Source organism: Ralstonia sp. Ralssp135, from assembly GCF_047304345.1.
Classification (GTDB): domain Bacteria; phylum Pseudomonadota; class Gammaproteobacteria; order Burkholderiales; family Burkholderiaceae; genus Ralstonia; species Ralstonia chuxiongensis.
Genome location: NZ_JBGLYZ010000032.1, coordinates 38,232 through 61,958, shown reverse-complemented (window position 1 = coordinate 61,958; position 23,727 = coordinate 38,232). Strand labels below are relative to the sequence as shown.

Annotated in this window: 21 protein-coding genes; 13 read left to right on the top strand and 8 right to left on the bottom strand. The window is 64.4% G+C overall.

Annotation, left to right across the window (positions count from 1 at the left end; genetic code table 11):
• Window positions 1-176: 176 nt before the first annotated feature.
• Entirely contained in the window at window positions 177-1,880 is a 1,704-nt protein-coding gene (locus ACCD03_RS19605) for a M30 family zinc metallopeptidase (RefSeq protein ID WP_413412624.1), read from the bottom strand.
• Window positions 1,881-2,204: 324 nt separating this feature from the next.
• On the opposite strand from ACCD03_RS19605, the gene ACCD03_RS19600 reads away from it, so the two are divergent.
• The 6 genes from ACCD03_RS19600 (at window position 2,205) to ACCD03_RS19575 (ending at window position 9,289) form a co-directional block, all read left to right on the top strand.
• Window positions 2,205-3,071 carry a LysR family transcriptional regulator gene (locus ACCD03_RS19600; RefSeq protein WP_413412623.1) on the top strand — a complete coding sequence of 289 codons (867 nt, stop codon included), beginning with the start codon at window positions 2,205-2,207 and terminating at the stop codon, window positions 3,069-3,071.
• A gap of 61 nt (window positions 3,072-3,132) precedes the next feature.
• A complete protein-coding gene (locus ACCD03_RS19595) occupies window positions 3,133-4,290 on the top strand; it encodes a putative 2-aminoethylphosphonate ABC transporter ATP-binding protein (RefSeq protein ID WP_413412622.1) in 1,158 nt (385 codons plus the stop codon).
• Between the two features lie 7 nt (window positions 4,291-4,297).
• Entirely contained in the window at window positions 4,298-6,061 is a 1,764-nt protein-coding gene (locus ACCD03_RS19590; RefSeq protein ID WP_413412621.1) for a putative 2-aminoethylphosphonate ABC transporter permease subunit, read from the top strand.
• Window positions 6,062-6,105: 44 nt separating this feature from the next.
• The gene (gene phnX / locus ACCD03_RS19585) at window positions 6,106-6,984 is read left to right on the top strand and encodes a phosphonoacetaldehyde hydrolase (RefSeq protein WP_413412620.1); all 879 of its coding nucleotides are present in this window, start codon (window positions 6,106-6,108) and stop codon (window positions 6,982-6,984) included.
• 55 nt (window positions 6,985-7,039) lie between these two features.
• Window positions 7,040-8,065 (top strand): putative 2-aminoethylphosphonate ABC transporter substrate-binding protein, encoded by a 1,026-nt coding sequence (locus ACCD03_RS19580; protein ID WP_253534201.1) that lies wholly within the window; start codon window positions 7,040-7,042, stop codon window positions 8,063-8,065.
• A gap of 3 nt (window positions 8,066-8,068) precedes the next feature.
• A complete protein-coding gene (locus ACCD03_RS19575) occupies window positions 8,069-9,289 on the top strand; it encodes a TIGR03364 family FAD-dependent oxidoreductase (protein WP_413412619.1) in 1,221 nt (406 codons plus the stop codon).
• Between the two features lie 60 nt (window positions 9,290-9,349).
• Here ACCD03_RS19575 and ACCD03_RS19570 read toward each other — a convergent pair whose 3' ends face one another.
• Both ACCD03_RS19570 and ACCD03_RS19565 read right to left on the bottom strand, forming a co-directional pair.
• Window positions 9,350-10,033 carry an HAD family hydrolase gene (locus ACCD03_RS19570; protein WP_413412618.1) on the bottom strand — a complete coding sequence of 228 codons (684 nt, stop codon included), beginning with the start codon at window positions 10,031-10,033 and terminating at the stop codon, window positions 9,350-9,352.
• Between the two features lie 45 nt (window positions 10,034-10,078).
• The gene (locus ACCD03_RS19565) at window positions 10,079-11,014 is read right to left on the bottom strand and encodes a LysR substrate-binding domain-containing protein (RefSeq protein ID WP_413412617.1); all 936 of its coding nucleotides are present in this window, start codon (window positions 11,012-11,014) and stop codon (window positions 10,079-10,081) included.
• A 201-nt stretch (window positions 11,015-11,215) separates the two neighbouring features.
• Between ACCD03_RS19565 and ACCD03_RS19560 the strand changes: the two genes are divergently transcribed.
• From ACCD03_RS19560 to ACCD03_RS19535, 6 genes are all read left to right on the top strand, one after another.
• The gene (locus ACCD03_RS19560; RefSeq protein ID WP_045204000.1) at window positions 11,216-11,635 is read left to right on the top strand and encodes a F0F1 ATP synthase subunit epsilon; all 420 of its coding nucleotides are present in this window, start codon (window positions 11,216-11,218) and stop codon (window positions 11,633-11,635) included.
• A 300-nt stretch (window positions 11,636-11,935) separates the two neighbouring features.
• A complete protein-coding gene (locus tag ACCD03_RS19555; protein ID WP_413412616.1) occupies window positions 11,936-13,906 on the top strand; it encodes a TonB-dependent receptor plug domain-containing protein in 1,971 nt (656 codons plus the stop codon).
• Window positions 13,903-14,475 (top strand): YfiR family protein, encoded by a 573-nt coding sequence (locus tag ACCD03_RS19550; protein ID WP_413412615.1) that lies wholly within the window; start codon window positions 13,903-13,905, stop codon window positions 14,473-14,475. The genes ACCD03_RS19555 and ACCD03_RS19550 overlap by 4 nt, the downstream gene beginning before the upstream one ends.
• Entirely contained in the window at window positions 14,472-16,484 is a 2,013-nt protein-coding gene (locus ACCD03_RS19545; protein ID WP_413412614.1) for a putative bifunctional diguanylate cyclase/phosphodiesterase, read from the top strand. The genes ACCD03_RS19550 and ACCD03_RS19545 overlap by 4 nt, the downstream gene beginning before the upstream one ends.
• Before the next feature lie 75 nt (window positions 16,485-16,559).
• Window positions 16,560-16,859, top strand: a complete 300-nt coding sequence (locus ACCD03_RS19540; protein WP_413412613.1) for a type II toxin-antitoxin system MqsR family toxin — start codon at window positions 16,560-16,562, stop codon at window positions 16,857-16,859.
• A gap of 2 nt (window positions 16,860-16,861) precedes the next feature.
• Window positions 16,862-17,263, top strand: coding sequence for a type II toxin-antitoxin system MqsA family antitoxin (locus ACCD03_RS19535; protein ID WP_413412625.1), 402 nt, complete (start codon window positions 16,862-16,864; stop codon window positions 17,261-17,263).
• A 61-nt stretch (window positions 17,264-17,324) separates the two neighbouring features.
• Here ACCD03_RS19535 and ACCD03_RS19530 read toward each other — a convergent pair whose 3' ends face one another.
• The 5 genes from ACCD03_RS19530 to ACCD03_RS19510 form a co-directional block, all read right to left on the bottom strand.
• The gene (locus ACCD03_RS19530) at window positions 17,325-18,212 is read right to left on the bottom strand and encodes an EamA family transporter (RefSeq protein ID WP_325650483.1); all 888 of its coding nucleotides are present in this window, start codon (window positions 18,210-18,212) and stop codon (window positions 17,325-17,327) included.
• A gap of 374 nt (window positions 18,213-18,586) precedes the next feature.
• Window positions 18,587-20,227 (bottom strand): rhodanese-related sulfurtransferase, encoded by a 1,641-nt coding sequence (locus ACCD03_RS19525; protein WP_413412612.1) that lies wholly within the window; start codon window positions 20,225-20,227, stop codon window positions 18,587-18,589.
• Complete coding sequence (locus ACCD03_RS19520; protein ID WP_413412611.1) at window positions 20,224-20,871, bottom strand: cysteine dioxygenase; 648 nt, start codon at window positions 20,869-20,871, stop codon at window positions 20,224-20,226. Before ACCD03_RS19520 ends, ACCD03_RS19525 begins: the two co-directional genes overlap by 4 nt.
• A 250-nt stretch (window positions 20,872-21,121) precedes the next feature.
• Window positions 21,122-21,487 (bottom strand): hypothetical protein, encoded by a 366-nt coding sequence (locus ACCD03_RS19515; protein ID WP_413412610.1) that lies wholly within the window; start codon window positions 21,485-21,487, stop codon window positions 21,122-21,124.
• A 54-nt stretch (window positions 21,488-21,541) separates the two neighbouring features.
• Window positions 21,542-22,438 (bottom strand): LysR substrate-binding domain-containing protein, encoded by an 897-nt coding sequence (locus ACCD03_RS19510; RefSeq protein ID WP_413412609.1) that lies wholly within the window; start codon window positions 22,436-22,438, stop codon window positions 21,542-21,544.
• Between the two features lie 118 nt (window positions 22,439-22,556).
• Here ACCD03_RS19510 and ACCD03_RS19505 point away from each other — a divergent pair, with 118 nt between their 5' ends.
• Window positions 22,557-23,618 carry an SMP-30/gluconolactonase/LRE family protein gene (locus ACCD03_RS19505; RefSeq protein ID WP_413412608.1) on the top strand — a complete coding sequence of 354 codons (1,062 nt, stop codon included), beginning with the start codon at window positions 22,557-22,559 and terminating at the stop codon, window positions 23,616-23,618.
• Window positions 23,619-23,727: the final 109 nt, after the last annotated feature.

The following is a 23,727-nucleotide window of genomic DNA, read 5'->3' as shown; positions in this document are numbered from 1 at the left end:
GGCCCCCCCCGTCCCTTATTTATTGGTTTTCCGCGCCGGGGGGGGGGCTGCCCCGCCTTTTAAAAATCAACCGGCGCGGTGGTTTCACGCCCGGCGGCGCCTTTTCTTTTTGGTGCTTCTCAAGATTCCAGCACGGGCTGAAACCAAAAGGGAGCACGCTCCCTCAACCAGCGTTGTCAGTGGATGATGATGGACACCGTTGAATACGCTGGCACCGTGATCGTCTCGCTGTACGTGCCTGCCTTCGTGCCGCGCGCGACCGGGAACTGGCCGAAGCTTTGCAGCGTGGCCGGTACGGACGTCGGCATGGTGCGCTGGCTGCTGTAGCTCGGGCCGTTCAGCGCCGGGATCGAAAAACCGCTGTCCGAGCGAGCTGGATACGCGAAGCCCGACGGGCTGCCTGGCACCGGCAGCAGCGCGACCGCCGTGCCCCAACGGCCCGTTGCATCGCCCAGGCCTGCGCCGCCGCCGGCCTGGATGGCGCTGTTGAGTACCGCAGCCGAATCTGTGGACGAGAAGTTCTGCAGCAGGTTCGTGTAGTACGCAATGCCGTACTGGCGCAGAAGGAAGCCGCCCAGGCTGCCCGAAATCGGATACCCCGGACAGGACGAAGACAGCGACGGATCAAACGCCGTCAGCGAGCAGTCGTACGCGCTTTGCAGCCAGGCCGGGAAGCGGCTGTCGCGCACGTTGTTGAAGGTCGGATCGATCTGGCTGGAGAGCACGTCTTCCATCGTCATCGCCGTCATTTCTTCCAGCCACGTGCCGTACATGTACTGCGAGCCGTGCAGCACGCCGCGCTGGTAGAAGTTGGCCATGTGCGTGAACTCATGGCCGAGCGTCGAGACGACGGTATTCAGCCCATCAGTGCCGCCCAGGTAGATGGTTTCCGAATCCACATACAGCGACAGCGACTGATTCGACAGCGGCTGCGAGCTGGTGGTGAAGTTGTTGCGCGCCCAGAAATAGCCAACGCGGCCATAGGGCTGGCTATCGGGCTGGATGTTCAGCACCACGATATCGAGCGCCTGGTTCGGATCGATCAGGCTGGCGGAGCTGGAGTAGCTGCCCCACGGCTGGCCGACCAGCGAAGTGGCCAGCGTGTAGACCGACTGCGTGCCCGAAGCAAACTTGGTGATGAGCGTGTTGATGATGCCGTCGGTGATCTTGCTGGTGCTGTATTCGGTGTTTTCCACCCACAGGTTGACGATGCGGCCGTCGGTGGCCGTGGCTTGCTGGCGCAGCGTGGCCGTACGCACGGTGGCGGTGCCGTCCGGCTGCTGGTGGTTCCACGTACGCTGCGTGCCGACGCTGGCGACCGACTGCGGACGCAGCACCGTGTCGTTAGACGCGCCTTGCGTCTTGAGCGGGCTGCCGCCGGTGGCGTAGCCGTCCAGCGCATGCATGTTGAAATCGGAAAGCTGGCGGTCGAACGCCGCGTTGGCGTCATTGCCGGCCACGTCGGCGGCAGGCTTGGCGACCGGCGTGCCGGTGGCATTCAGCAGCCCCAGGCCTGTCAGCGAGACGGACGGCATCGGCTGAGCCGCCGCACTCTGGTTGGTGTAGACGAGCGTCACGCTCTGGCCAGTCAGCCCCGCGATCGACACCGGCACCGAGCCGGCCGCTCCGCCCGTGTTGGTCGCTTGCCATACGCCCACGCCGGAGCCGGCGTAGGTATTGCCCAGTGCGCCGCAGTTCGACCCGCTGCACGCCGCCGCCACGGTGATATTGGCGGACGAGCCTTGCGTGGCTGCCGGGGCGGCCCCCGAACTGCCGCCGCCACCGCCTCCGCCACATGCGGCCAGGGTACCTGCTGCTGCCACCATCATCGCGATGGTCCATTGCTTCGTGCCGCGCACGTTGTTGCTGCTGCGTTCCATCCACTTCTCTCCAATTCCGCACATACCAGATGCCTGCACAGGGGCGGCTCGTGACTGCCTCAAGCGCAACATGCGGACGGATTCTCAAGGCGAAGTGGCGGATTCGATTTGTGGAAATGACGGCCTCACAGGCGCCAATTCCCCCCGATGTGGGGGTGCGCAAAGTTTGCGTTGTCGAAAAGGTTGAAAAAGTCGTAGCCCCGGGATGTAGATGCAGAAAACGGAGGAGGGCGCCTGGCGCCACTTTGGCGACGGTGCCGTCCGCTAGAATGGGCCGCCCGCTCATTCACCGCGCCGCAAACGCGCTCAATACGTCACCCGCCGATGCTCGTTGCGCAGCTCAAGTCGTTCTTCATGGTTGCCCGCCTGGGCAGCATCACGCTGGCAGCCAAGCAGCTCGGCCTGTCGCAGCCGACCGTGACTTCGCAGATCCGCGCCCTTGAAGAGGCCTACGGTGTCGAGCTGTTCTACCGGGGCGGGCGCCGGCTTTCCTTGGCGGACGCGGGCGTGCGGCTGATGCCCCTGGTGGACCAGCTCGTGCGCCAGGAAACCGAGATCGACTTCTTCCTGCGCAATTCCGGCGACATGGGATCGGGCCACCTGCGCATCGGCGCGACCGCGCCGTATTACGTGCTCGACATCGTTGATCGCTTCTGCAAAAGCCATCCCGGCATTGACGTCAGCATCGAAGCCGGCAATTCGGTGCAGATGCTCGAAGCGCTGCAGGAGTACCGGGTCGACGTGGCCTCGTCGTCGCAGCGGGTGGACGACGCGCGCTTTCTGCGTATTGAACTGGCACGCGATCCGCTCGTGCTCGTCGTGCATCGCAGTCACGTGCTGGCCGGCCAGACGAGCGTGCCGGTAAGCGCGCTGTCGCAATGCCGGCTGCTGGTGCGCGAGGTGGGATCGACCACGCGCGCCATGACCGAAACGATGATGGCGCAGGCTGGCGTGACGCCGGCTTCCACGGTTGAGATCGGCAGCCGCGAATCCATCCGTGAGGCCATCACGCGCAACCTGGGTGTCAGCGTGATCGCCCGCCAGGAAGTGCCAAGCCACGCCGATCTGCGTGTGCTGCCCTTTGAAGGTGGCGCGCCGGAGCTGAGCGAATACCTGTATTGCCTGCAGGATCGGCGTGAGGCGCGGTTGATTGCCGCCTTCCTGAGCGAGGTCCGGCCGGTCTCGTCATAGACGAACCAAAATCCGGAAATGCGCGCATTGGCGTTTTTGGGGTAACTGCCACAAGGGGTACATGTCGGCTGGCTACAGTGGCGATCGTTTTTGCCACTGTCTGCGCCCCGTGCCCATCTCTCAGCCTGTTTCCAACCCGACCTTGGGTTCTGCCGCGCCGTTCCTGTCTGTGCGGCAAGTCTCGCGCCGCTTTGGCGCATTCACGGCGCTTGACGGGGTGTCGCTGGATGTGGCGCAGGGCGAGTTCGTCTGCCTGCTAGGCCCCTCGGGCTGCGGCAAGACGACCCTGCTGCGCATCATTGCCGGGCTGGAGGCGCACGACGGTGGCCAGATCGTCGCCGGTGGCCGCGATATTTCCAGCCTGCCCCCGCGCGAGCGTGACTACGGCATCGTCTTCCAGTCGTATGCGTTGTTTCCCAACCTGACGGTCGCGCAGAACGTTGGCTACGGGCTGGACGCCAGCAACGGCAACCGTGCGCGCATGCAGGAGCGAGTCTCGGAGATGCTCGCGCTGGTTGGCCTGGCCGGTAGCGAGGCGAAGTACCCGTCGCAGCTGTCGGGCGGCCAGCAGCAGCGTGTGGCGCTGGCCCGCGCGCTGGCGCCCGCGCCATCGCTGTTGCTGCTGGATGAGCCGATGTCGGCGCTGGACGCCCAGGTGCGCGAACACCTGCGCATCGAGCTGCGCCGCCTGCAGCGCAAGCTGAACGTCACCACGCTGATGGTCACGCACGACCAGGACGAGGCCATGGCAATGGCCGATCGCATCGCCGTCATGTCCAACGGCCGCATCGAGCAGACGGGCTCGCCGGCGGAGATCTATTCGCGCCCGGCCACCGGGTTTGTCGCCGGGTTTGTCGGCCAGGCCAACTGGCTGCCGCTGGAACGCGCGGAAGATGGCACGCCCACGCTGGCCGGCCAACCGCTGCTGCTCGATCCGGCTTTCGCCGATGGCGGCTCGATGCAGGGCCGCCTATTCTGCCGCCCCGAAGCCGTCACGCTGCACCCCGATGACGACGCCCCCAACCGCCATCTCGCCCGCGTGGTCGACCAGATCTACCTGGGGAGCCGAACGCGCGTGACGCTGTCGATCGATGGCCTGGCCGATGCACCGCTGGTGGCCGAAGTGGCATCGAGCGCGCTGCAAGCCGGCCACAATGGCCTGGGCGACAGCAAGCTGTGGATTGCGCTGGAGCGCGACGGCTTGCGTGTGTATGCCTGAGGCCGCCATGTCGACGTTGCCTCCCGAGACGAACGTGGTTGCGGCCACTCAATCCGAGCCGGTTCGCGCTGCGAGCCGGCCTTTCTGGCGTACCGATGCGCCGGTGCTGACCGGCATGAAGCTTGGCTGGCTGCTGTTGCTCGCCATCGGTTTGCTGCTTCCCACGGCCATGATGTTGTTGCAGGCCACGGGTCTGGTTGCCAGTGTGCGCAGCACAGACGAGCACGGCCTGGCGCTGGTTGCCCACGTGGTCCAGGCGCCAAATTTTCTCGACATGGTTGGCCGTACGCTGGCCGTATCCGGCGCCGTGGCCGCCATTGTGGTGCCGCTGGCGTTTGCCCTGGCTTACGCGGTGCAACGCACCTGCATGCCGTTGCGCGGCACGCTGCGCACGCTGGCGATGCTGCCGCTGTTTGCGCCGTCGCTGCTGCCGGGCATTGCGCTGGTCTACCTGTTTGGCAACCAAGGCCTGTTCAAGGCATGGATGAGCGGCAACAACATCTACGGCTTCTGGGGCATCGTGCTGGGCGAGGTGTTCTACACCTTTCCGTATGCGTTGATGCTGTTGCAGGCGACGCTCACGCTGGCAGACGGCCGGCTGTATGACGCCGCCCGTGCCATGGGCGCGAGCCCGTGGCGCACGTTCCGCACGGTCACGCTGCCGGGTGCGCGCTACGGGTTGTTCGGCGCCTTCGCGTTGGTCTTCACGCTGGTCGCGACCGACTTTGGTGTGCCGACCGTGGTGGGCGGCAGCTATCAGGTGCTGGCCGTGGAGGCCTACAAGGCCGTGGTTGGTCAGCAGCAGTTTGCACGCGGCGCTGTCATCGGTTTGATGCTGCTGCTGCCGGCGCTGCTGACCTTTGCGGTAGAGCGCCTCGTGCAGCGCCGCCAGCACGCCGCGCTGGCCAGCCGCGCGCAGCCATATCACCCGCAGCCGGATCGCCTGCGTGATGGGCTTTTCCTGCTGCTGAGCGTGCTGGTGGTCGGTGGGATTCTGCTCATGCTTGCCACCGCCGTTGGCGCATCGCTGGTGAAGCTCTGGCCGTACAACCTCGAACTGTCGCTGCGCAATTACGACTTCGACAACATGGACGGCGGCGGCTGGCTGGCGTATCGCAACAGCCTGAAGCTGGCCGCGCTGACCACGGTGTTTGGCACCGCACTGATCTTCACCGGTGCATGGCTGGTCGAAAAGACGCGCGCCGCAGGATGGTTGCAATCCGGCTTGCATTCGGCCATCCGCTTTGCCGTGCTGCTGCCGATGGCGGTGCCCGGCCTCGTGCTCGGTCTGGGCTACGTGTTCTTCTTCAACCATCCGGCCAATCCGCTCAACGGCCTGTATGGCGGCATGGCGCTGATGGTGCTCTGCACGATCATGCATTGCGCCACCGCGGCACACCTCACGTCGGTGGCGTCGCTGGGGCAACTCGATCCGGTGTTCGAGGCGGTGTCGGCCTCGCTCAAGGTGTCGGCGCTGCGCACGTACTGGCGCGTGACACTGCCGATGTGCCTGCCGGCCGTGCTGTCTTGCGCGCGTTACCTGTTCGTGTCGGCCATGACGACCGTGTCGGCGGTGATCTTCCTCTACAGCCCCGATACCGTGCTCGCTTCCGTGGCCGTGTTGAACATGGACGACGCCGGCGACATCGGCCCCGCTGCGGCCATGTCCACGCTCATTCTCGTCACGTCGATCGCCGTATCGCTGCTGCTGGAACTGGCCACGCGCGGCGTCGTGCGCCGCACGCAGGCCTGGCGCACGGCGGCGCATTGAATTCGTAGTCCGTAACCGAAAAAAAGCAGAAAGGAAGCATGAACATGGGTGACTCCTCCCCAATCTCGGCACGCCAGGCCGGCGCAGACCGCGTCAACCCCGGCATCACGCCGTTGCGCCTGGAAGCCGCCGTGCTCGACTGGGCCGGCACCGTTGTCGATTTCGGCTCGTTTGCTCCTACGCAGATCTTCGTCGAAGCGTTTGCCGAGTTTGGCGTGGCCATCACGCTGGACGAAGCCCGCGGCCCGATGGGCTTGGGCAAGTGGGACCACATCCGCACGCTGTGTAACGACGGTGCGATTGCCGCGCGTTTCTCGCTCGCGCATGGCCGCATGCCCACCGATGACGATGTCACCGCCATCTACAACCGCTTCATGCCGCTGCAGATCGAAAAGGTGGGTGCGCATTCCGCAATGATCCCGGGCGCACTGGACACCATCGCTGCGCTGCGCGAAGCGGGGTTGAAGATCGGCACGTGCTCGGGCTATCCGCGCGTGGTGATGGATCGTGTGGTCGATCTGGCTGCCAATGCCGGCTACACACCCGACTGCGTGGTCGCTTGCGATGACGTGCCGCGTGCCCGCCCGTGGCCGGCGCAGGCGCTGCGCTGCGTGGTTGACCTTGCGATTGGCGATGTCGCGGCCTGCGTGAAGGTCGACGACACCGTGCCCGGAATTGAAGAGGGCCGCCGCGCCGGCATGTGGACCGTTGCGCTGCTCATGTCGGGCAACGCGCTGGGCCTGCCGTACGAGCAATACATCGCACTGTCTGCAGACGAGCGTGCGCGCCATCGCGTCGCCATCTCGGCCGGCTTTTCCGCCTGCCGTCCCCATTACGAGATCGACACGATTGCCGATCTGCCTGAAGTCGTGGCCGACATCAACCGCCGTCTGGCGCGCGGTGAACGCCCGCAGTGCATCTGAGTTTGTTGTTCTGTTTGTTGTCTTTTCCGCTGCATCACACCATACCGAGGAAACCATGACCGCACGTCTTTCCCTGCTGGCCGCCGCAGTCGCTTCGGCCGCGATGGCTTTCGCCACGTCGGCTTTTGCCAAGACCACGCTGACCGTATACACGGCGCTGGAAGCTGATCAAGTGAAGGCGTACCAGGAAGCTTTCGAGAAGGCCAATCCGGACATCGAGATCAAGTGGGTGCGCGACTCCACTGGCGTTGTCACCGCCAAGCTGCTGGCCGAGAAGAACAACCCGCGCGCCGACGTCGTGTGGGGCCTGGCCGCATCGAGCCTGGCCATCCTGGACAAGGAAGGCATGCTGACGCCGTACGCACCGGCCGATCTGTCGAAGATCGGTGCGACGTACCGCGACAAGGCCAACCCGCCGGCATGGGTCGGCATGGATGCATGGGGCGCCGCCATCTGCTTCAACACCGTTGAAGCGCAGAAGCAGAACCTGCCGAAGCCGACTTCGTGGGCTGACCTGACCAAGCCCGTGTACGCGGGCAAGATCGTCATGCCGAACCCGGCTTCGTCCGGCACCGGTTACCTCGACGTAAGCGCATGGCTGCAGATGCTGGGTGAGCAGAAGGGCTGGGCCTACATGGACGCGCTGCACCAGAACATCGGTCAATACACGCACTCGGGCTCCAAGCCTTGCAAGATGGCCGCTTCGGGTGAATTCCCGATCGGCATCGCGTTTGAATACCGTGCCGTGAAGTCGAAGAAGGAAGGCGCGCCCATCGACATCGTGCTGCCGTCCGAAGGCCTGGGCTGGGACGTGGAAGCCACCGGCATCATGAAGGGCACGAAAAACCTGGACGCCGCCAAGAAGCTGGCCGACTTCTCTGCAAGCCCGGCTGCAATGGCGCTGTACGAGAAGAACTTTGCCGTGGTCGCCACGCCGGGCTTCTCCAAGCCTGATCCGCTGCTGCCGGCCGACTACGAAAAGCGTCTGATCAAGAACGACTTTACGTGGGCCAGCGCCAATCGTGATCGCATCCTCGCTGAGTGGACGAAGCGCTACGACGGCAAGTCGGAGAAGAAGTAAGCGATGCAAGCTCCCGTAACTCAAGGGGGCCTGGATGCCAGCACCGACGTCGCCATCGTCGGGGCTGGCATTTTGGGCTTGGCGCACGCGGCCGCTGCCGTCAAACGCGGCCTGCGCGTGACGGTATTCGAGCGTAGTGATATTGCCGTCGGCGCGTCCATTCGCAATTTCGGTCAGATGCTGGTGACCGGCCAGCCGCCCGGCGTCATGCTGGACCTCGCGCGCGAAAGCCGCGCGCTGTATCTCGACTGGGCCGACAAGGCCGGCATCTTTGCGCGCGCCAACGGTGCGCTGCTATTTGCCCGCAATGCCGCAGAAGAAGCCGTACTGGACGAGTTCATGGCGACGCGCGCACCGGCTTTCGGCTACAACGTAAAGCTGTTGCGCAGCGCAGACCTGGCAAACCTCTACGATGGCCGCTTCATGCGCCACCGCGCAGCGCTCCAGGGCTTTGATGATTTGCAGCTTTATTCGCGCGAAGCCATTCCGGCGCTGGCGTCATGGCTTGCCACGCAAGGCGTGCGCTTCCATTTCGGTACGCTGGTGCGCCATGTGGAAGGCGGCCGGCTGGAAACAACTGCTGGCGTGTGCAACGCCGAGCGCGTGATTGTGTGCAGCGGTCACGATTACCAGACGCTGTGTGCTGACCAGCTTCGCACGCTGCAACCGCAGGTTTGCCGCCTGCAGATGCTGCGTGTCACGCCGGAAGACGGCCTCCGCCTGGAGCATGCCGTGCTGACTGGCCTGTCATGCACGCACTACGGCGCATTTGCGGACTTGCCGACCGCCCAGGCGCTGGCCATGCAGATCGAGCATCAGCGCCCCGAGCTGGCGCGTCATGGCATTCACCTGTTGGTGAGCCCCACGCCATATGGCGACTGGATCATTGGCGATTCGCACGACTATGGTCAGGACGCCCGTCCGTTCAACGCCGAGTCGGTCGACAACATCATGCTCGAGCTCGTGCGTGACACCTTCGGCAGCAAGCTGCGCGTGGTTGAGCGTTGGCAGGGCGTGTACGGCGCCAAGTGCCACGTACCCGGCAGCGGCGCGTTCTCCATCACCCGCGTCGACGATCGCACCACCGTCGCGCTGATGCACAGCGGCATTGGCATGAGCGTCGGACCGGCGCTGGCGCATCGGCATATGGACGCGCTGGTCGACGGCACCGAACTGCCGCAATGGACGCCACCGGCAAGCGTGCCCGCAGCGGTGGCTGCCTGACACAGCTTTGTTCAGTGCAAAGACGCTCGCACGGTTCACGCCGCGCGGGCGTTTTCGTTTTCAGGCAGCAAAGAGTTCGACGATGGGCCAGCCACGCGATTCGGCCACGGCCCGCAAGGTGGTGTCGGGGCTTACGGCCACCGGATGTGAAACGGCTTCGAGCAGCGGCAGGTCGTTGCGTGAGTCGCTGTAGAACACGGTGCGCGAGAAGTCTGTCATGCGCTGGCCGCGCTGCGCGAGCCATTCCGTTACGCGCACGATCTTGCCTGCGCCAAAGGTGGCGGTGCCGAGCGGGTTGCCGGTGAACGCGCCATCGCTCTGACCGTTGAGGGTCTCGCCCTCCACCGCCAGCAGATGCGGCACGTTGAATGCGGCGGCAATCGGCTCAGTCAGGTAGCGGTGCGTGGCGGTGACGATGCAGCAGAGATCGCCGGCGCGCAGGTGTGTGTCGACCAGTTGCCGTGCGCGCGGCAGCATGGCGGGTGTGATGACGTCGCGCAGGAACGTGGCACGCCAGGCGTCGAGCCGTGTGCGCGGGTGCTGGGCCAGCAGGCCGAGCGAGAAGCGCGCGTGTCGCGCAAAGTCGAGCGTGCCGTCGCGGTATTCCCGCATCCAGCGTTCATTGGCTTGCTCAAAGACGCTTCGATCCACGGCGCCCTGGGCGACCAGGAAGCGGCCCCATTCGTATTCGCTGTCAATGGGCAGCAGGGTGTGGTCCAGGTCGAACAGGGCAAGCGATTGCATACAGCAGGCGGGCGGGGGCGGTTGAAAAACCGCGAGGTTACGGCCCTAGCGCGTCGCGGCTGTGTCCATCGCCATAACTTTGGCGATGAACGCATCGGCGTTTTTCTTTGGTGCCTGCGCAACCTGCGGGTTCAGGCAGTCGAGGAACGCGCGTATCAGCCGTGCGTCCTTGCGCTCCTTCAGGAAGTACAGATATTCGTGGATGACCGGCGCGTTGTCTGCAAACGGCAGCACGCGCACGTCGGGCCGGCGCGGTGCTTCACGCGCGGGCACGATGCTGCAGCCAAGCCCAAGGCTGATCGCCTCGTAAATGGCTTCGCGGCTGCCGATGATGCTCGTGCTGGCAGGCTCGATGCCGGCTGCGGCGAACGCGTCTTCGGTAACCCGGCGGGTGACGGAGCCCGGTTCGCGCATCAGCAGCTGGCAGCCGGCAACGTCATCCAACGTGATGCTCGGGCGCCGTGCAAGCGCATGGTCTAGCGGCACGACCAGCACCATGGTGTCTTCAGCCAGCGTGATGCGATGCAGGCGTTCGTCATCCACGGCGTGAGACGAAACCGCCAGGTCGATACGCACCTCCGAGAGCGCCTCGAGCATCTGCTGCGAATTGCCGAATTCGATGGTGATCTCGATGGTCGGATGCCGCGCGCGAAACGCCGCCACGCTGGGCAGGATGTAGTAAGGGCCCGTGGCGCCCACGCGCAGGTTGCCAGTGCGCAGATCGCCGGCATTGCGCAGGAGAAAATCGACGTCACCTTCCTGCTGCGCAAGGCGCTCGACGATGGGCATGAGGCTCACGCCCAGGTCTGAAAGGTCCAGCCGGCTGCCGCGGCGGTGGAACAACTCCACGCCGTACATCTCCTCCAGCTGGCGGATGCGTCCGGTCACGGTCGGCTGCGACAGGCGCAGGTGTTTGGCAGCGGAGGTAACGCTGCCCTGGCGCGCCACCTCGAAGAACGACATCAATAGATCGCCCAGCATGCTTGTGTTTCCCTGATATGTCTTTTTGATCGTCAGGTGCACAGTCTAGGCAGCGTTTGTGACGCTACATACCGTTAAACCTTACGGTCAGCCGTGGCTGCTTGCGTCGACGCTGGCCTGAATTTTGAGCGAGTTTCGAGGAGGGCGCCGGGCGCACATCGTGCTACCGTATGAACCTATGCGCGTAACAGAGGAGACACCATGCCGGTGCTGAAGGTCGATGTCGTCACGGCAGAAGAGCGGCTGTACGAAGGCAACGCCAAGTTTGTGGTCATCCCCGGCACCGAGGGTGAACTAGGCATTCTGCCCGGCCATGAACGTCTGCTTACGCGGCTGCGTCCGGGCACCGTCCGGGTCACGCAGGAGAACGGGGAAGAGGTGATCCTCTTCGTGGCCGGCGGCTTTGTCGACGTGCAACCCGAGCAGGTCATCGTGCTGGCAGACACGGCTGTGCGCGCACACGACCTGGATGAGGCCAAAGCCGAGCAGGCGCGCAAGGCCGCAGAAGAGCACATGCAGAACAGCAAGAGCAAATTCGACTATGCACGTGCGCAGGCGGAGCTGGCCGAGGCCGTCGCGCAACTAGTCGCCATCGAACGTTTGCGCAAGCGCCGCCGCTGAGCCTCTGGCGTCACAAATGGCCCGTGCTGCCTCCACACCATAACGGCGGTAATGTGTCGCCCCAGCCTGGGAGGGGTAAAGAACCGCGCCGGTTCTCCGTTTTAAAGCAGAACTATCGAATTCCCGCTGAACGTCCCTCCAGAGATGTGATCGGTTTTGCCGGTTCTGCTGATGTCGCCCCTTGTTGTAATTGCCCGTGCGTTTGCGCTTGGTTGCCGCAAACACCCGAGTGCCGAGCATTCATTCGCGTTGCCCATACGCTTGCCGTGCGTGCCATCCCACCCGAAGCGGTGCGCGCAAATGTTTGCGGTGGCCGGTGCGTTGCTTTGCCGCACGGCGTTGGCGCAAACAGACGTCACCGATCTGACCGCACTGCCTATCGAGCAACTCATGCAGGTGCAAGTCGTCACCGGCGCATCCAAGTACGCGCAAGCCGCAAATGAGGCACCCGCCAGGGTTTCGGTCATCACCGCTGCTGACATCAAAGCCTATGGCTGGCGCACGCTGGCTGACATTCTGGGCAGTCTTCCGGGGCTCTACACCAACTACGATCGCAACTACACCGCGCTGGGCGCACGCGGCTTCTTGCGCGCGGGCGATTACGACACGCGCTTCCTGTTGCTGATTGATGGCCATCGCACCAACGATCCCATCTTCGACCAGGCGGCCGTCGGCACCGAAGCCATCCTGGACGTCGACCTGATCGAGCGGGTGGAGTACGTGCCCGGAGCGGGCTCGGCGGTGTACGGATCGAACGCGCTATTCGGTGTGATCAACATCATCACAAAGCGGGGCCGCGACATTGACGGCGTGCAGGCCAGCGGATCAGCGGGCAGCGCCAATGCGCGCGATGCCCGCGTGACGTGGGGCAATCGGGCCGAGAACGGCGCCGAATGGCTGCTGTCGGCCAGCGTGAACGATGCCCCGGGGCGCGACCTCTACTTTCCCGAGTTCAACCAGCCGGGCGTGAGCGATGGCGTGGCCCGCGGTATGGAATACGACCGCGCCAAGCGCCTGTTTGCCAAGGGGAGTTTTGGCGAGTTCGGGCTGACCTTCGGCTACGTCGATCGTACGAAGGGCGTGCCGACGGCGCCGTACGACCAAAGCTTCAACGACCCGCGCTCGCGCACCGTCGACACGCGGCAGATGTTCAACGGCACGTGGCAGCACGCGCTGGACGACACGACCGACGTGACGGCGCGGCTGTTCTGGGGCCGCTATGTCTCGCAGGGGGACTACGCATACAGCCCACCACCGGTCGGCATCAACCGCGATCTATTCGACACTGCGTGGTACGGCACGGAACTCAAGCTCGTGACCCGCCGCATCGAACGCCACACTCTGGTCATCGGCACGGAGCTGCAACGCGACTACCGTGATGCAATGCGCAATTTCGATACAGCGCCGTACGCCAGCTACCTGGACGACCATCGCGACAACAACCGCGTGGGCGTGTATGTGCAGGATCAATTCATGCTCCATCGGGACTGGGTGCTGGACACGGGCCTGCGCTACGACCACACGAGTTTTGCGCCGGGCATCTTCAGCCCGCGCGTGGGCCTGATCTGGCATGCCGCTCCAACGACCACCGTCAAGGCGATCTACGGCATGGCCTATCGCGCGCCGAACGATTACGAGCTGAACTATCAGACCAGTGCGCCCGGGGGGCAGCAAGTCACCAATGGGCTGTCGGCTGAACGCATACGCACGTATGAAACGGTAGTCGAGCAGCAAGTTGCGGCAGGCGGCAAGGCGACCTTGTCGGTGTTTCAGAACAACGTTTCCAACCTGATCAGCCAGAGCGAAGACCCAAACACGGGGCTGCTCTTTTTCAGCAACGTAGCGCGTGTGCGCACACGCGGCGCAGAACTCGGCTACGAGCAGAACTGGCCGGGCGGCACGCGCCTGCGCACGAGCTACAGCTTCCAGCGTTCCGAAGACGTCGATGCCGGCCAGACGTTGAGCAACTCGCCGCGTCACATGCTCAAGATCAACGCCACCGCGCCTGTGTGGCGCAGCGACTGGCGTGCTGGGGTGGAGGCGCAGTACATCAGCAACCGGCTGACGACAGCCGGCCAGGTGGGCGGTTACTGGATCGCCAACCTGACCTTGCTGGCGGCACGGTTGGCGCCCAACCTGGAGATGTCGACCAGCATCTACAACCTGTTCGATCGGCGCTATGCCGATCCGGCCGGGCCGGAGTTGCCGCAGCCGTCCGTCGAGCAGGATGGCCGTGCCTTTCGCGTGAAGTTCACCTACACCTTCCGATGAGAGCCCCGCACGGCATCGTCCGACGTGCCCTATGGCCACGACCGCGCAGGTTATGCGCGGTGCTGGGCGCCGTGCTGGCGGGCGTGGCCTGCATGGGTGCCACGCACGCGCAGATGCAGGCCAGCGAGGGGCAGGTCAAGGCGGCGTTCATCTATAACTTTGCGCTGTTCACCAACTGGCCGGCCGATGTCATGCAGGCCGACGCGCCAATGGTGGTGTGCGTGACAGCACAGCATCCGTTGCAAGCGGCCTTGGAAAAACTGACAGGAAAACCCGTGCGCGGACACCGCCTGGAAATCCGACATATCAACGACGGCACCGTTGCCGGCTGCCATGTCCTGGTGTTTGACACGCGTGCCCAGAACGGCGTGCGCCTCGACCCGGGCACGCCGGTGCTGACGGTGTCCGACAGCCCGAAGAACGAGCGCGTGGCCGGCAACCCCGAACCGATGATCGCGTTGACGCTGCATGACGATCGCGTGGTTTTCGACATCGATGCAGTGGCCGCGCGGCAGGCCCATCTGCAGCTCAGCTCGCAACTGCTGCGCCTGGCTAGGACCGTGCAATGAGCTTGTCCATTCCGACCCCTCGGCCCCGCCTGGGGCACTCCATGGTGCGGGCCAACATGGCCGGTGCTGGCGCGGCGCTGACCATCGCGGGGTTCCTGCTCATCGTGTTCCAGTTCATCGCGCTGCATGCGGCGCTGGTGCGCGACGTGCACGTGCAGGCGCGCATCGTTGGCGCCAACAGCGTGGCCGCGCTGCTCTTCAATGACCGTCGTGCCGCAGAAGAAACGCTGGCCGCCCTGGAGGCATCGCCGTCGCTGCGTGCGGCCGGTATTTTCAGTGCATTGCGCAAGCCGTTGGCGCTGTACCAGCACCGCGATGCCGGGCCGGTGCGCGCGCCCGATGCCGCCATGCTGCGGGACTCGGATGTGTCCACGCTGACCACGCTGGAGGTGGTGGAGCCGGTGGAGTCGGAGCGTCGCGTGATCGGCTATGTGGTGGTGCGCTCGAGCCTGACCGAGCTGTACATGCAACTGCTCGGCTATGCCGTGCTCACGGTGTCGGTGGGCATCGGCGCGATGGGTCTGGCGTATCTCGTGATCGCCCGCATGCGCCGCGCGGTGCTGCAGGCAGAGGCGCATCTGGATTACCTCGCCCACATCGATTCGGTCACGGAACTGCCGAACCGGCATGCCTTCAACGAACGCCTGCAGGTGTCGCTCAAGCGCGCAGGCCAAGCGGGTGCAGTGGGGCTGCTCCTGCTGGATCTGGACAACTTCAAGGTGGTCAACGACACGTTGGGCCACAACAACGGCGACCGCCTGCTGCGCCAGGTTGCGCGGCGGCTGAATGACGTGGTCGACCAAGCCAACTTGCGTGCCGTGCTGTGCCGCATCGGCGGGGATGAGTTCGCGGTGATCGCAGAGCTGTCTGGCCGTGCGCAGATTGCCGACACGGAAGCGGCAACGTTGGCCGATGGCTTGGCCAAACGCATTCTTGCCGCGCTGGCGGCGCCGTTTGCGCTCGACCTGCATCAGATTTACGTGACGGCGAGCGTGGGCGTGAGCCTGTATCCGCATGACGCGCGCGACGTGCAGGTGCTCACACGCAACGCCGATACGGCGATGTACCACGCCAAAAATCACGGCAAGAACGCAGCTGCGAGCTTCACATCGGAGATGGACCAGCAGGCGCGCCGCCGCCTGCGTGTGGAAGCCGATCTGCGCCGCGCGCTCGACCGCGAAGAGCTTTTGCTGGCCTACCAGCCGCAGGTGCGCCTGTGCACAGAAGACGCACACGATGCGGTGATCTGCAAAGCAAACGTCTACGGCGTGGAGGCGCTGGTGCGCTGGCGCCATCCAGAGATCGGCCTGATCGGCCCCGGCGAGTTCATCGCGGTGGCGGAAGAAACCGGCCTGATCGTGCCGCTCGGCCTATGGGTGCTGCGCACCGCATGCCAACAGGCTGTGCGCTGGATGCACGAAGACGGCGTCACGCTGCGGGTGGCCGTCAACCTGTCGGCGCGGCAGACGCGTGACCCGGCCCTCGTGGAAAACGTCATGGCCGTGCTGCGCGAAACCGGCATGCCGCCGAATCAGCTCGAACTCGAAATTACGGAGAGCGTGCTGATGGAAGACATCGAGGCCAACATCGCGCTGCTCGAATCCCTGCACGCGGCCGGCATCAGCCTGTCGATTGACGATTTCGGCACCGGGTATTCGTCGCTGGCGTATCTGCAGCGTTTCCCGATCCAGAAGCTCAAGATCGACCGCAGCTTCGTGCAGCGCATGCCCGGCGACGGCGAAGCCATTGCCGGCGCGGTGATCGCCATGGCGCATAGCCTGCGCATGCAAGTGGTGGCCGAAGGCGTGGAAGACCCCGAACAGCTCGCGTTGCTGCGCAACGCCGGATGCGACCTGGGGCAGGGCTATCTGTTCTCGCGCCCGCAGCAAGCCGACGCGTTGATGGCGTGGCTCAACCGGCTGGACAACACTGCGGACAGCGGCACCGCTGCGTGTGCCGACGAGGACGCGATGCCGAGCGCGTCGTTGCCGTCGTCGTTGGCGGGGTAATTTCCTCCCGCAGAAAGCCGAGCTTTCAGAATTGACCTATTTGGTATAATAACCAACTAGGTTAATTTGGCGTGCATGGAAAAACGTACGCCACATGCCAAACTGTCGCTCGTTCGCGAACTGATCCGATCCGGCAGCGTGCGCGCGACACGCAGCGCATACGAGGGTGCGCTCGAACTCGGTATCACGAATTTGGCGGGTATGTGCGCAGTCGTCATGACGCTTACGCCGCACTGCTTTTGCAAGAGCATGACAACGCATGCCGACCACCGCGTGTGGCAAGACGTCTATCACGCCAAGGCGAGCGACCAAGACATCTACCTGAAGCTGACCGTCGTTGATGACGTGCTGATCGTTTCCTTCAAGGAGCTTTGATCGTGAAATGCCCGAGCTGTGGTGCTGCCGAGTTGATTCATGACACGCGCGATGTGCCGTACGCCTACAAAGGCGAAACCACTGTCATCCCCTCCGTGACCGGAGATTTCTGCCCGGCATGCGATGAAATCGTGCTCGAACGGGGGCAGGGCAACCGATATGGCGAACTGGTGTCCGCCTTTCAACGTCAGGTGAATTCGGCCTACGTTGACCCCGCCTACATCGCGGCTGTGCGTCGCAAGCTGAATCTTGACCAACGTGAGGCCGCCGAGATTTTTGGTGGCGGCGTCAATGCGTTCTCGCGCTATGAAACCGGTAAGACGAAACCGTCTCTGGCGCTGGTGAAACTCTTGAAGCTTCTGGATCACCACCCCGATCTGCTGACTGAAATCAAGACGGCTTGATCGCGCCAAAAGAAAAGCCCGTCAATGCGCGGGCTTTTTGCTGAGTGGCCATTGGGGGCGTTCAAGCCGCAGCCCGCCGCGCCGCCCGCGTAGCCCCGGCCGTCAGCACCACCACCGCCGCCAGGATGATGCCCGTCGCACCCAGCGTCTGTGGCGCGACTACTTCATCGGCCAACCACGCGCCCATCAGCAGGGCGATGGGCGGGTTCACATACACATAGCTTGTCGCCATGACGGTGGACACGCGCTCCACCAGCGCCATGTAAGCCGTGAAGGCAATGGCCGAGCCGAACACCACGAGGTAGCCCCATGCAAGCGCGGAATGCATGCCGATGTGCTTGGGCCACACTTCGCCGGTGATCAGGCTGAGCAGGACGAGCGCCACGCCGCCAAACGCCATCTCGAGTACGAACGCCGTCATGCCCTTGGGCATGTCGATCCGTTTTGAGAGCTGCGAGCCGAATGACCACGAAGCAATGGCGGTGGTCAGTGCCAGCACGCCGACCGTGCTGGCCTGGAACTCCGCCCCGCGAAACAGCACCGCAATCCCGATGCTGCCCAGCGCAATGGCGCCAATCTCATACGCACGCAGGCGGCCGCCTGCTAGCAACGTCCACAGCGTGGAGAACAGCGGCATCGATGCGATCATCACCGTGGTCGCACCCGACGAGATGGTCTGCTCTGCCACCGCTGTCATGCCCATGCCGCCCACCAGCATGAACGCACCGATGAGCGCGCAGTTGCGGACCTGGCGTGCGGTCGGCCGATCTTCCGGTTTCCCGCGCTGGCGCAGGATGGCCAGCGGAGCGAGCAGCAATGCCGCGGCCAGAAAGCGCGAGCCCATCATCAGGAAGGGCGGCAGATCGGTCAGCGCAAAGCGGATGGCGAGATACGTTGTGCCCCACACCACGTAGGTGATGAGCAGGCACAGGGCGATGAAGGGGGACATGAGGGAACCTCTGCGAGGAAGTCCCGATGCTACTCAAGGCAAGCTGACGCGCAAAACGAGTTTTGTTATCGCTCGTTGTGAGCGGTGTTAGCAAGCAAGTGAGCTGAGGTGTATGCGGGGTTTGAGACCCCAACCGCCGGGTTCCGAACCTCGTGATCGGGGATTATGAACCCGGCGTGCCGAGTTTTGAACCTCATGCATGGCGTTCAGAACCTCAATGTCGGCGTTCGAACTACGAGATATCGAGGTTCTGAACGCTACCCGTCAGGTTCCGAACGCCAACGGTGCAGTTCGGAACCTCAAGCGCGGAGTATTGGAACCCGAAGTGTCGAGTTCAAAACGCCAAGCCTCACGTTCCGAACCTCGAAGGCGGGTCAGATCACCCGAAACCCGTGCGTACCATCCCGCCGCAATTGCTCCACCAGCCCGAACTCCCAATCGAGATACCCCTGCATCGCGGTGCGCGGGGCGCTCGTGCCTTCATACGGGCGGCGGTAGCGGTCGATGCGGGCTGAGGCCAGGTGGGTCTCGCCGGTTTCTACGGGCAGGCCGGCCGCCACCCATGCTGCCGTGCCGCCGTCGAGCACCCACACCTCGGCTTGCGTCAGCTCGGCAAGGTCGGCGGCGGCAAAGCGGGCGAGCTGGCTGGAGCCACAGGTCAGCACATAGCGGCGTGCCGTCGGGATGCGCGCGAGCGCTGCGGGCAAGTCTGAGCGCACGGCAAACCACGCGCCCGGAATATGCCGCGCAACGTAGTTGGCGCTGCGCGTGACATCGATGACGGCTGTGTCGCCCGCTTCCAGCCAGCCGGCCAGGGCGTGGGCGTCAACCGTGCGCACGGCAGGAGGTTGTGGAGCGGGCGTCTGCCACGTGCCAGTGACGCTGCGCTCGCTGGCGTCGACCAGATCGACGACATAGACCTCCCAGCCCATTTGTGCGAGCCACGAGGCGGACATGTCGGCGCGCACGCCGTCGTCATCGGCCAGGACGATGCGGGCGCCGCGCACTGCTGCTGTGTGATCGGTTTCCTGCACAAGCTGCCCGCCGGGCGCGCTGGCAAAGCCGGGAAGGTGGCCGGCGGCGTATTCCTCGGGCGTGCGCACGTCGAGCTTGTAGAGCGTGCGGTCCGGCGCCTCCAGTTTGGCGACGTCAGCCAGTGCAATGCGCGGGACGTTGGCGCGTTCGGCGACGGCGCGCGCATCGGCTTGCGCCTGCGCGCGCGTATCTGCAGACACGTCCAGCGGGTGCCGGCGGCTGGCGCCATGGTCCAACACCTGATCAGCCAGCAGCCAGCCGATGGTGCCGTTGCGCAGTGCCGCCACCGGGTTGGGAATGCCGGCATTCACGAGCGATTGCGTGCCGATGATACTGCGCGTGCGCCCGGCGCAATTGACGATGACCTGCGTGCTCGGGTCCGGCGCCAGCTCGCGGATGCGTAGCACCAGCTCGGCTCCCGGCACGCTCGTCGCCGTGGGGATGCTCATGGTTTGAAATTCTTCATAGCGGCGGGCATCGACGATGACCACGTCGCGCTTGGCATCGAGCAGCGCCTTGACCTCCTGCGCGCTGAACGAAGGCGTATGGCGGTGCGCCTCCACGTATTCGCCAAAGGCCTTGCTGGGCACGTTCACGTCTTGAAAGACTTCGCCGCCGGCGGCGCGCCAGCCATCGAGGCCGCCTTCGAGCAGGTACACGCGCGTATAGCCGAGTTCGGACAGCTTGGCGGCCGCTTGCGGGGCGAGGTCCACGCCATCGTGCACGCCATACAACACGATCAATGTATCGCGGCGCGGAATGCGCGACCACGCTTCCAGCTCCAGCCGCGAGAGCGGCAGGTTGGCCGCCCACAGCGGGTGCGCTTGCGCGTACGGGTCTTCCTCGCGGACGTCGAGCAGCGCGATCTCCTTGCGAGCCAGCAGGGCAGCGCGCACGTCGGCATACGCGAGCGTCGGGACGTGGGTTTCGGCCAGCGGCGCAGCGACCGGCGATTCAATGGTGTCGATAGGGCTGCTCATGATGCGGGCGTGTCCTTGGAGCGATCCCAGAGATTGGGCAGATGGGTATTCGAATAGCCGGAGACGAAAGGCTTGCGCTCGCCGTCTTCCATATAGACGGAGCGGTGGATGCCGCCGATGTTGCCGCCATACACGTGGATGCTGATCGACGTGCGATCGTCAAAGGCGTTGTGCACGCGGTGGATGTCGCCAATGCGCGGGGAAACGCGCTCCACAGCGCCGGGCTCCAGGCGGATGGCTGGCCCGTCGGGTTGGGGCTTGCCTTGCGCGTCGAGCTTGAACGGTTGCGAGTATTCAGCGCCGCGCAGCATGCCGATCAGGCCCCATGTGGTGTGGTCGTGAATGGGCGTGCGCTGACCAGGGCCCCAGACAAAGCTGACGATGGAAAAGCGCTCGCCCGAATCGGCATGCAGCAGGAACTGCTGGAAGTGCTCGGGGTGCGGCTGCGCGTATTCAGCGGGTAACCAGTCGTCGCGGGCGACGAGTTCGCCGAGCAGGGCGCCGGCGCGCTCGAGGATCTCGGCTTCAGTCGGCTGCTGATCCAGCAAGCGCGACAGAGCGGTCACGAAATCACGCAGCGGCACCGTGGACTGGGTTTGTGCGGATGCCGCAGCGGAAACAGCAGCGCGGGCAGGCGTGCTCATCGGCAAGTTCCTGATGTGGGGTTTTGCGCATCTTGCTGGACTTGGGCGGAGGCGTCTACTGAAACCCCAAGTGCCGTGCGGCTGACGGGGAGCAGCCCGGAGTTGTCGTGCAGAGCGTGGATTCGGCTGCACAGCACGTCGCGATCATGTCGGTGCTGATCAACGGGTCGATCGATGCATGGTCAAGGTGGAGGCCGTATTGCTGCCCGCGGCGGCTTCCACCTTTGAAGCTTGGGTTTCCGCTTGTGGCTTAGCGGGCGTTGCCCGAATGGGATTCCGCACTGGGCCGCGAGCCGCCATGCGGGCCAGCGGTACCGGGCGCTTCCACGACGTTCTTGGGCAGATTAGAGGCCGGAGTGGCGGCGTCCGGGGCGTTGTTGCCACCCTTGCCAAAGCGTGCCGCCAAGCGGTCCTGCACTTCGGTCAGCTGGGCTTGCTCTTGCGCTTTTTGTGCGCGTTCCGTCTCGGCCTGCTTTGCAGAGGCGGCTTGTTCGGCCGGCGTGGGCGGTGGCAGCTTGCCGTGGGCGGGGTGCGGCAGCGCAACCACGGTCAAACCGATGGCAACCGCGGCAGACCATATGGCGGAGCGTCGAATGTTCTGGCGTGTTTTCGGCATGGCGGTCTCCTGGTCGGGATCGCCATGGTTCAGCAAGTGCAGTGCCGCGTGAGTTCAGTGCCCCTCGGCAAGCGAGTTGTGCAGCACCGTCTTGAGCAGGTTGAACACCGGGTTGTCGTTGTCCTTGCGATAGGCCATCCAGAGTTCAACCGGCGTGGCGGGCGTGGTGCGCACCGGGCGGTAGACGACGCCCTCGAAGTGCAGCATGGCCGCCGCCGCGGGAATGAGCGCTACGCCAATGCCGGCACGCACCAGCGCCAGCATCGAGTGGATCTGGCTGACGTATTCAACGATGTCGGGCAGCACCTCCGCACGCTCGAACAGGCTGCTCACCATCTGGTGGAAATAGCGCGCCTCGTATGGCGAATACATCAGCAGCGGCTGCCCCTCGCAATCGCGCAGGCTGGGGCGTTGCGGCCAAGTGTCAGCCACCGCTTCCGGCAGGGCGATCACGAGTGCTTCCTGCGAGCACGGCACGGCAATCAGTTCGCCGTGCTCCACCGGCGGGCGCAGCAGGCCGACGTCGATCTCGCGCGCATCCAGCGCGGAGAGTTGCGCGCCGCTCACCATTTCTTTGAGCGTCAATCGCACGCCGGGTGACGCCGCCCGCACGGCGCTCACCAGCAAGGGCAACTTCCCGTAGCCGACCGACGCGGTAAAGCCAATCGCCAACTGGCCTGCGGCACCTGTGGCCACGCGCCGGGCCGTGGCTGCCGCCTCATCCGCCAAGCGCAGGATGCGCGATGCATCGGGCAGAAAACTGCGCCCCGCAGCGGTCAGCTTGACCGAGCGGCTGTTGCGCTCCAGCAGCTCTGTACCGACCTGGTGTTCGAGCAGACGCACCTGGCGTGACAGCGGCGGCTGCGTCATGTGCAGGCGTTCCGCTGCGCGCCCAAAGTGCAGTTCTTCGGCCACGGCAACAAAGCAGCGGAGTTGGCTGAGTTCAAACATCGATTCAAAACCTGTATGGATTGAGTCAGTGCTTATCTTGAATGGGAAAGATCGCCGGTGCAAGAATCGGCTCGCCCCTTCGGCTTGAAGGGCCAATAACAACCATCAGGAGACGAGCATGTCCATGGAAAGCGCGGAAGTCGACCGCCGCAGGTTTCTCAGGAGCGTGGCAGGCGCAGGGCTTGCAGCGGCCAGCGGCCTGGCCGCCGCACAGAAGATCGAAGGGTTCAGGCCGAACGCGCGTTACCCCGACGTGGCGGTGGAAGTGCTCGACCCGAGCTTTCTGAAATACCGCCTGTACAGCAGTTCGGTGGAGCAACTTGCCACGGGCATGCGTTGGGCCGAAGGGCCCGTCTACTTTCCTGCCGGGCGCTACCTGCTCGTAAGCGATATCCCGAACAACCGCATCATGAAATACGACGAGACGAATGGCGCGTTCAGCGTGTTCCGCGAGCCGTCGAACTACGCCAACGGCAATACGCGCGACCGGCAGGGGCGCCTCGTCACGTGCGAGCACTCCGTGACGCGCCGCATCACGCGCACCGAATTCAACGGCAGCATTACCGTGCTGGCTGATCAATACCAGGGCAAGCGGCTGAACGCGCCCAACGACATCGTGGTCAAGTCCGACGACAGCATCTGGTTCACCGACCCGACGTTCGGCATCAACGGCAACTGGGAGGGCTTCAAGGCGCAGCCGGAGCAGGCCACGACCAACGTCTATCGGATCGACCCGAACGGCAGCATCCGAGCGATCATCACCGACCTCGTCAACCCGAACGGCTTGGCGTTCTCGCCCGACGAGAAGAAGCTCTACGTGGTCGAGTGGAAGGGCACGCCGTCGCGCAGCATCTGGAGCTACGACATCGCACCCGACGGCACGGCGTCCAACAAGACCAAGCTGATCGACGCCAACGGCGCGGGGGCACTCGATGGCTTTCGCGTCGACAAGGACGGCAATCTCTGGTGCGGCTGGGGCTCGGACGGGCGCCTGGGCATCAATTCAGCCGACTACGACGGCGTGAAGATCTTCAACGCGCACGGCAAGCCGATCGGTTTCATCCACCTGCCGGAACGCTGCCCCAACCTGACCTTCGGCGGGCCGAAGAACAACCGCCTTTACATGGCGAGTTCGCATTCTTTGTACGCCCTTTACGTGGAGGCCGAGGGCGCAGTTTGACGCGCCACTGACCAGACGCGGCCGCGCCGTCACGTGCGGCTGCAGCATCGAAATCGGGGACTTAGGGAAGACCCTGTATCAATACAAGTTTTGTATTAATCGAGACAGC

What these genes read in the sequence shown, in the direction of transcription:
- ACCD03_RS19605 (WP_413412624.1), bottom strand. Translation starts at nt 1,880, where the DNA reads ATGGAACGCAGCAGCAACAACGTGCGCGGCACGAAGCAATGGACCATC.
- ACCD03_RS19600 (WP_413412623.1), top strand. Translation starts at nt 2,205, where the DNA reads ATGCTCGTTGCGCAGCTCAAGTCGTTCTTCATGGTTGCCCGCCTGGGC.
- ACCD03_RS19595 (WP_413412622.1), top strand. Translation starts at nt 3,133, where the DNA reads ATGTCGGCTGGCTACAGTGGCGATCGTTTTTGCCACTGTCTGCGCCCC.
- ACCD03_RS19590 (WP_413412621.1), top strand. Translation starts at nt 4,298, where the DNA reads ATGTCGACGTTGCCTCCCGAGACGAACGTGGTTGCGGCCACTCAATCC.
- phnX (WP_413412620.1), top strand. Translation starts at nt 6,106, where the DNA reads ATGGGTGACTCCTCCCCAATCTCGGCACGCCAGGCCGGCGCAGACCGC.
- ACCD03_RS19580 (WP_253534201.1), top strand. Translation starts at nt 7,040, where the DNA reads ATGACCGCACGTCTTTCCCTGCTGGCCGCCGCAGTCGCTTCGGCCGCG.
- ACCD03_RS19575 (WP_413412619.1), top strand. Translation starts at nt 8,069, where the DNA reads ATGCAAGCTCCCGTAACTCAAGGGGGCCTGGATGCCAGCACCGACGTC.
- ACCD03_RS19570 (WP_413412618.1), bottom strand. Translation starts at nt 10,033, where the DNA reads ATGCAATCGCTTGCCCTGTTCGACCTGGACCACACCCTGCTGCCCATT.
- ACCD03_RS19565 (WP_413412617.1), bottom strand. Translation starts at nt 11,014, where the DNA reads ATGCTGGGCGATCTATTGATGTCGTTCTTCGAGGTGGCGCGCCAGGGC.
- ACCD03_RS19560 (WP_045204000.1), top strand. Translation starts at nt 11,216, where the DNA reads ATGCCGGTGCTGAAGGTCGATGTCGTCACGGCAGAAGAGCGGCTGTAC.
- ACCD03_RS19555 (WP_413412616.1), top strand. Translation starts at nt 11,936, where the DNA reads ATGTTTGCGGTGGCCGGTGCGTTGCTTTGCCGCACGGCGTTGGCGCAA.
- ACCD03_RS19550 (WP_413412615.1), top strand. Translation starts at nt 13,903, where the DNA reads ATGAGAGCCCCGCACGGCATCGTCCGACGTGCCCTATGGCCACGACCG.
- ACCD03_RS19545 (WP_413412614.1), top strand. Translation starts at nt 14,472, where the DNA reads ATGAGCTTGTCCATTCCGACCCCTCGGCCCCGCCTGGGGCACTCCATG.
- ACCD03_RS19540 (WP_413412613.1), top strand. Translation starts at nt 16,560, where the DNA reads ATGGAAAAACGTACGCCACATGCCAAACTGTCGCTCGTTCGCGAACTG.
- ACCD03_RS19530 (WP_325650483.1), bottom strand. Translation starts at nt 18,212, where the DNA reads ATGTCCCCCTTCATCGCCCTGTGCCTGCTCATCACCTACGTGGTGTGG.
- ACCD03_RS19525 (WP_413412612.1), bottom strand. Translation starts at nt 20,227, where the DNA reads ATGAGCAGCCCTATCGACACCATTGAATCGCCGGTCGCTGCGCCGCTG.
- ACCD03_RS19520 (WP_413412611.1), bottom strand. Translation starts at nt 20,871, where the DNA reads ATGAGCACGCCTGCCCGCGCTGCTGTTTCCGCTGCGGCATCCGCACAA.
- ACCD03_RS19515 (WP_413412610.1), bottom strand. Translation starts at nt 21,487, where the DNA reads ATGCCGAAAACACGCCAGAACATTCGACGCTCCGCCATATGGTCTGCC.
- ACCD03_RS19510 (WP_413412609.1), bottom strand. Translation starts at nt 22,438, where the DNA reads ATGTTTGAACTCAGCCAACTCCGCTGCTTTGTTGCCGTGGCCGAAGAA.
- ACCD03_RS19505 (WP_413412608.1), top strand. Translation starts at nt 22,557, where the DNA reads ATGTCCATGGAAAGCGCGGAAGTCGACCGCCGCAGGTTTCTCAGGAGC.